This window comes from Mycobacterium sp. (assembly GCF_019243155.1).
Lineage (GTDB): Bacteria > Actinomycetota > Actinomycetes > Mycobacteriales > Mycobacteriaceae > Mycobacterium.
The window spans coordinates 1-4,962 of the sequence record NZ_JAFAUS010000510.1 but is presented as its reverse complement, the minus strand read 5'-3'; the positions used below and the strand labels follow the sequence as shown (position 1 = coordinate 4,962).

The window sequence follows — 4,962 nt, the reverse complement described above, 5'->3', positions numbered from 1 at the left end:
TGAGAACAACCGCTTCCTGTCGACCGCGGCCGAACTCGACGTGCCGGTGATCTTCGGGGACGCGACGCTGCGCCAGACGCTGGAACTCGCCGGCCTCGAACATGCCCGCGCGGTGGCCGTGCTCACCCAGGACGACATGGTCAACATCGAGACGGGGATCGTGCTGCGCGAGATGTTGGGACCTCGGGTGATGCCCCAGCTGATCCGTCCGGACGTCCCGCTCGTGCTGCGCGTCTTCGATCGCACACTGGGAGCGGCGGTCGCACAGCGATTCGAATTCGAAAACGTGCTGTCGACCGTCGACTTGGCGGCGCCGTGGTTCATCGGCGCGGCGATGGGACTGCAAGTTCTCGGCACGTTTTCGATCGGACAGCGCTCGTTCATGGTGGGCGGGATGCGTGTCGCCATGGGCAGCGAGCTCGATGGCCTGCTGATGTTCGACTTGTCCACCCAGACGAGGGTTATCGCCATCACCCGGCCGGACGTGCCCGTCAATCTGCACCCGCGCCGCGACACACGCCTGTGTGGCGGCGACACCGTTTATCTGGTCGGCCCGTACCGCGAGCTGCTGGCGACGTTGCGCAAGGGGCAGCCCCCGGAGCAGTCCGAATCCAAGGAAGACCGCGCCTCGGCTTAGAGCGCTGCGGCCACGTCGGCCGCGCGCCGAAGCTGGTCGATGTTCGAGCTGGTCGGGATGAGCTGTACCTCGTCGGTGCCGATGGCTTCGAATTTGCCCAGCACCGCCAGCAGCTCGTCTTCGCTGCCGGACCAACCCGTCGTCGGCGCCATGGCGTCGACGTATTCGCGCGGGATCCAGTTCATGTAGCGGCGCAGGTGGGTGTGCACCTGCGCGCGGGCCTCCTCGGCCGGCCCGAAGGCGAACCAGAACGACGTCGCCAGGTGGGGCTTCGGCCTGTCCGCCTGCGCCCAGGCGTCGCGCGCCACATCGAACAGCTCGCTCTGCTTGGCGACATCGAGGTCCAGCGTCGTGCCGGCCAGTCCGTCGGCCCACGCGGCCGCGTTGCGAATCGTCTTGGGACCGATGCTGCCCACAAACAGCGGCGGGCCACCGGGCTGCACGGGTGCCGGACCGACCGGCAGCACCGACTCGGTCAGCTTTTCTCCCGCCCACACCCTCTTCATCAAAGCCACCTGCTCGGCCATCCCGCGGATCGTCTGGGTCGCCAGGTCGGCCCCGACCGCGTGGTAGTCCTCGTTCCGGCCGCCGACCCCGACGCCGACGGTCAGGCGTCCGCCGCACAGCACGTCGCCGGTGGCCAGTCCCTTCGCCAGCATGACCGCGTCGTGCAGCTGCGGCACGATCACCGTCGTGACCAGCCGGACCCGCTCCGTCCAGGCTGACAGCGCACCGAGCAGCGTCAGACTGTCCGGGTTTTCGAAAGCGATGCGCTCGCCCCAGCACAGCGACGAGAACGGACCCCCGTCGATCCCGCGCGCCCAATTCCGCAAAACCGTCGCATCCAAATCCGGTTCCATCACCGGCATGGTCATCCCAATCCGCACGACGGCGATTCTGACATGCCTTCGGCATCCGCCGTCTGGAGTGGCAGCATGGGCCGAGTGGGTTTCACCAGTGCTTCCATCGCGCATGTCCGTCTCACCGTCACCGATATCGAGCGATCCCGGCAGTTCTACGAGAGCGTGTTCGGCTGGCCGGTGCTGATCGAGGTCCCCGATAATGCCGACGAAGCAACCCGCAACCAGTTGAGCTTTCTCTACGGCGGGGTCGTCTACGACCTCGGTGGCACCCTCATCGGGCTACGGCCGGTCGCCACGGACGTCTTCGACGAGAATCGCGCCGGGCTGGATCACATGGCGTTGCGCGTCGGCAGCAAGGACGAATTGGACGCTGCGGTAGCACATCTCGACGAACTCGGCGTGGCGCACGAGCCGGTCAAAGACATCGGGCCGTCATACATCTTGGAGTTCCGCGACCCCGACAACATCGCCCTGGAGCTCACGGCGCCGAAGTAGCCTCGCGCGTTGTCGCGGAGCGCACCGAGTGGTTGACTGGCGAGAACTATGAGTATCAGTTTCAACCACACCATTGTCGCGTCCCGCGACAAGCGCGAATCGGCAGACTTTCTCGCCGATCTTTTCGGGCTGCCCAGCCCAAAGCCGTTCGGCCACTTCATGGTTGTCGAACTCGAGCACAGCGCCAGCCTGGATTTTGCGGACGCGCCCGAGGGCGTGGACATCCCACGACAGCACTATGCGTTCCTGGTGTCCGAACAGGAATTCGACACGATCTACGGCAGGATCGACTCACGCGGCCTGCAGCACTGGGCCGACCCGGGCGCCAAACGCCCCGGCGAGATCAACCACAACGACGGCGGACGCGGCGTGTACTTTCTGGATCCCTCCGGGCATGTCCTGGAGATCCTCACCCGCCCCTACGGCTCGGGCCGCTGAGCTTCCCTAGTCACCGGTGCGCGGCGTACCGTGTCGCACGTTTTCCTGTTTCCGATAGTCATCGGCCAACTGCCCGACATGCTTGGGCAACTCGCCCTCGGCGACATCGGCCAGGGTCGTCTCTTCCAGCACGGACCGCATGCTGGCGCGCAGGGCCCGCCAGACATCGGTGAGCGCGGCGGTCGGCCCCGAGTACGGCAGGTCACCGAGTCCGATGTCGCGCACACTGGCCAGCGGCCCGTCGATGCAGCGAAGTACGTCGGCGATGCTGATCTCGTCTCCGGGGCGGGCCAGTTCGTAACCGCCCTCGCGGCCCCGATGGCTCCGCACCAGCCGGTCGGTGCGCAAGTTGGTGAGGATGTCGACGAGAAACTGCGGCGGGATGCCCTGGGCTTCCGCCAAGTCGTCCGTCTTCACCAGCGTCCCGCCGGGGACGGTGGCGAGCTGAATCATCGCCCGCACGGCGTACTCCGCCTTGGCTGACATGCGCACTCTCAGAATTGTGCCACCCGACGCTGGCATTTAAAGGGACCTGGCGACGATGCGGCTCGCGTCGCGCGCCTTTGGACCCGCTTCTAGCCGCGCGATTGCAGCAGGTCGATCACCCGCTGCGCCTGCTCTTCCACCGTGTGGTTCGGGGTGAGGCGCAGGTCCGGGTTCACCGGCGGCTGATACGGGCTGTCGATGCCGGTGAACTGCGTGATTTCGCCCGCGCGCGCCTTCGCGTACAGACCCTTCGGGTCACGCTGTTCGCATTCCTCGAGCGGGGTGTCACAGAAGACCTCGACGAAGTCGAAGCCGGCGTCGGCGTGCACTTTACGAGCCAGTTCACGCTGCTCGGCCAGGGGGCTGATCGCCGGCACGAGCACGACGTTGCCGCAGTCGGCGAGCAGCGCCGCCACGTGCGCTAGCCGCCGCAGGTTCTCCACCCGGTCGGCCATGCTGAAACCCAGGTCCGCGTTCAGGCCGTGCCGCAGGTTATCGCCGTCGAGAACATATGCGGGCGAACCACTTTCGAGAAGCTTCTGTTCGACCAGCATGGCCACCGACGACTTCCCGGAACCGGACAGGCCGGTAAACCACACCGTCTTGCCGCGCGGGCGGGCCTGCGCGATGTCCGATGATTTGTGCCGCACGGTGTTCGGGCTCGCCGTCTGCGCCGAGACATCGTGCAACACCATGCCGGCGGCCACCGTGCCATTGGTGTGCGGGTCGATGAGGATGAACGAGCCGGTGCTGGCGTTGCGGGTGTACTCGTCGAGCAGCAAAGGCACCTGGGTGCGCAGCGAGATGCGGCCAAGTTCGTTGAGCTTCAGCGCCGTTGCGCCCTTTTCGCGATGCAGGGTGTTGACGTCCAGGCGGTAGTCGAGCGCGGTCACCCGTGCGTGCGTGGTGCGGGTGGTGTGCTTGATGAGGTAGTCCCGGCCGGGTTCGAGTGCGGCGTTGTCGGCCATCCAGCACACGGTCGCGTCGAATTCCTGCGCGATCCTCGGCTGGTTGTTGGCGCGGGCGATCAAATCCCCGCGGGAGATGTCGATTTCATCGGTGAGGGTCAGCGACACGGCCATCGGCGGGAACGCTTCCTCTACCGGACCGTTCGGTCCATGTATCTCGGCGATGCGGGTGAGCTTGCCGACCGGCAGCACAACCACTTCGTCGCCCGGGCGCATCACGCCACTGGCCACCGTGCCCGCGTAACTGCGGTGGTCTCGGTGTTCATGGGTTTGCGGCCGGATGACGTACTGCACCGGGAAACGCACGTCGACCAGGTTGCGGTCACCGGCGATATAGACCTCTTCGAGGTGCGACAACAGCGACGGTCCCTCGTACCAGGGCGTCTTGTCGGACTTGGTGACCACGTTGTCGCCGTGCAGCGCCGAAAGGGGGATGGTGGCCACGTCGTGCACGTCCAGTCGGGCGGCGAAAGCGTGGAACTCGTCGCGGATCGCCTCGAATTTCTCTCTGTCCCAACCGATCAGGTCCATCTTGTTGACCGCGAGCACGACGTGCTGGATGCCCAACAGCGAAGCGAGGAAGGCGTGCCGGCGCGACTGCTCCAAGAGGCCGTGTCTGGCGTCGACCAGGACGATCACCAGCTGAGCGGTCGACGCACCGGTCACCATGTTGCGGGTGTACTGGATGTGGCCCGGTGTGTCGGCGATGATGAATTTCCGCTTGGGAGTGGCGAAGTAGCGGTATGCGACGTCGATCGTGATGCCCTGTTCGCGTTCGGCCCGCAGGCCGTCGGTCACCAGCGCCAGGTCGGTGTAGTCGTGGCCGCGGGCCTTGGACGTCTGCTCCACAGCCGCCCACTGGTCTTCCATCACGGCCTTGGAGTCATAAAGCAGGCGCCCGATCAGGGTGGACTTGCCGTCGTCGACCGATCCGGCCGTCGCGAAGCGCAGCAGCTCAGCCATCAGAAGTACCCCTCACGCTTGCGATCCTCCATCGCGGCTTCGGACGTGCGGTCGTCCGCTCTCGTCGCGCCGCGTTCGGTGATGCGGGTGCCGGCGACCTCGTCGATCACGT

Annotated in this window: 6 protein-coding genes and 1 pseudogene; 3 read left to right on the top strand and 4 right to left on the bottom strand. The window is 66.1% G+C overall.

All coding sequences use genetic code 11. The features are described 5' to 3' along the window. Window positions 1-637, top strand: a 637-nt coding sequence (locus tag JOZ00_RS25735; RefSeq protein ID WP_293350055.1) for an NAD-binding protein, incomplete at its 5' end; no start/stop codon positions are given. Here the strand turns inward: JOZ00_RS25735 and JOZ00_RS25730 are convergent. Continuing rightward, window positions 634-1,512 carry an LLM class flavin-dependent oxidoreductase gene (locus tag JOZ00_RS25730; RefSeq protein WP_293350057.1) on the bottom strand — a complete coding sequence of 293 codons (879 nt, stop codon included), beginning with the start codon at window positions 1,510-1,512 and terminating at the stop codon, window positions 634-636. The genes JOZ00_RS25735 and JOZ00_RS25730 overlap by 4 nt on opposite strands. Before the next feature lie 69 nt (window positions 1,513-1,581). Here JOZ00_RS25730 and JOZ00_RS25725 point away from each other — a divergent pair, with 69 nt between their 5' ends. Then, complete coding sequence (locus tag JOZ00_RS25725; protein ID WP_293350052.1) at window positions 1,582-1,995, top strand: VOC family protein; 414 nt, start codon at window positions 1,582-1,584, stop codon at window positions 1,993-1,995. A 48-nt stretch (window positions 1,996-2,043) separates the two neighbouring features. After that, window positions 2,044-2,433 carry a VOC family protein gene (locus JOZ00_RS25720; RefSeq protein ID WP_293350049.1) on the top strand — a complete coding sequence of 130 codons (390 nt, stop codon included), beginning with the start codon at window positions 2,044-2,046 and terminating at the stop codon, window positions 2,431-2,433. 6 nt (window positions 2,434-2,439) lie between these two features. On the opposite strand, the gene JOZ00_RS25715 is transcribed toward JOZ00_RS25720, so the two are convergent. The 3 genes and pseudogenes from JOZ00_RS25715 to JOZ00_RS25705 all read right to left on the bottom strand — a co-directional run. After that, window positions 2,440-2,925 (bottom strand): RrF2 family transcriptional regulator, encoded by a 486-nt coding sequence (locus tag JOZ00_RS25715; protein WP_293350046.1) that lies wholly within the window; start codon window positions 2,923-2,925, stop codon window positions 2,440-2,442. A gap of 83 nt (window positions 2,926-3,008) precedes the next feature. Then, window positions 3,009-4,850 (bottom strand): adenylyl-sulfate kinase, encoded by a 1,842-nt coding sequence (cysC, locus tag JOZ00_RS25710; RefSeq protein ID WP_293350043.1) that lies wholly within the window; start codon window positions 4,848-4,850, stop codon window positions 3,009-3,011. Next, window positions 4,850-4,962 (bottom strand): annotated as a pseudogene (locus JOZ00_RS25705) (sulfate adenylyltransferase small subunit); the annotation flags it as partial. The pseudogene JOZ00_RS25705 and the gene cysC, both read right to left, overlap by 1 nt.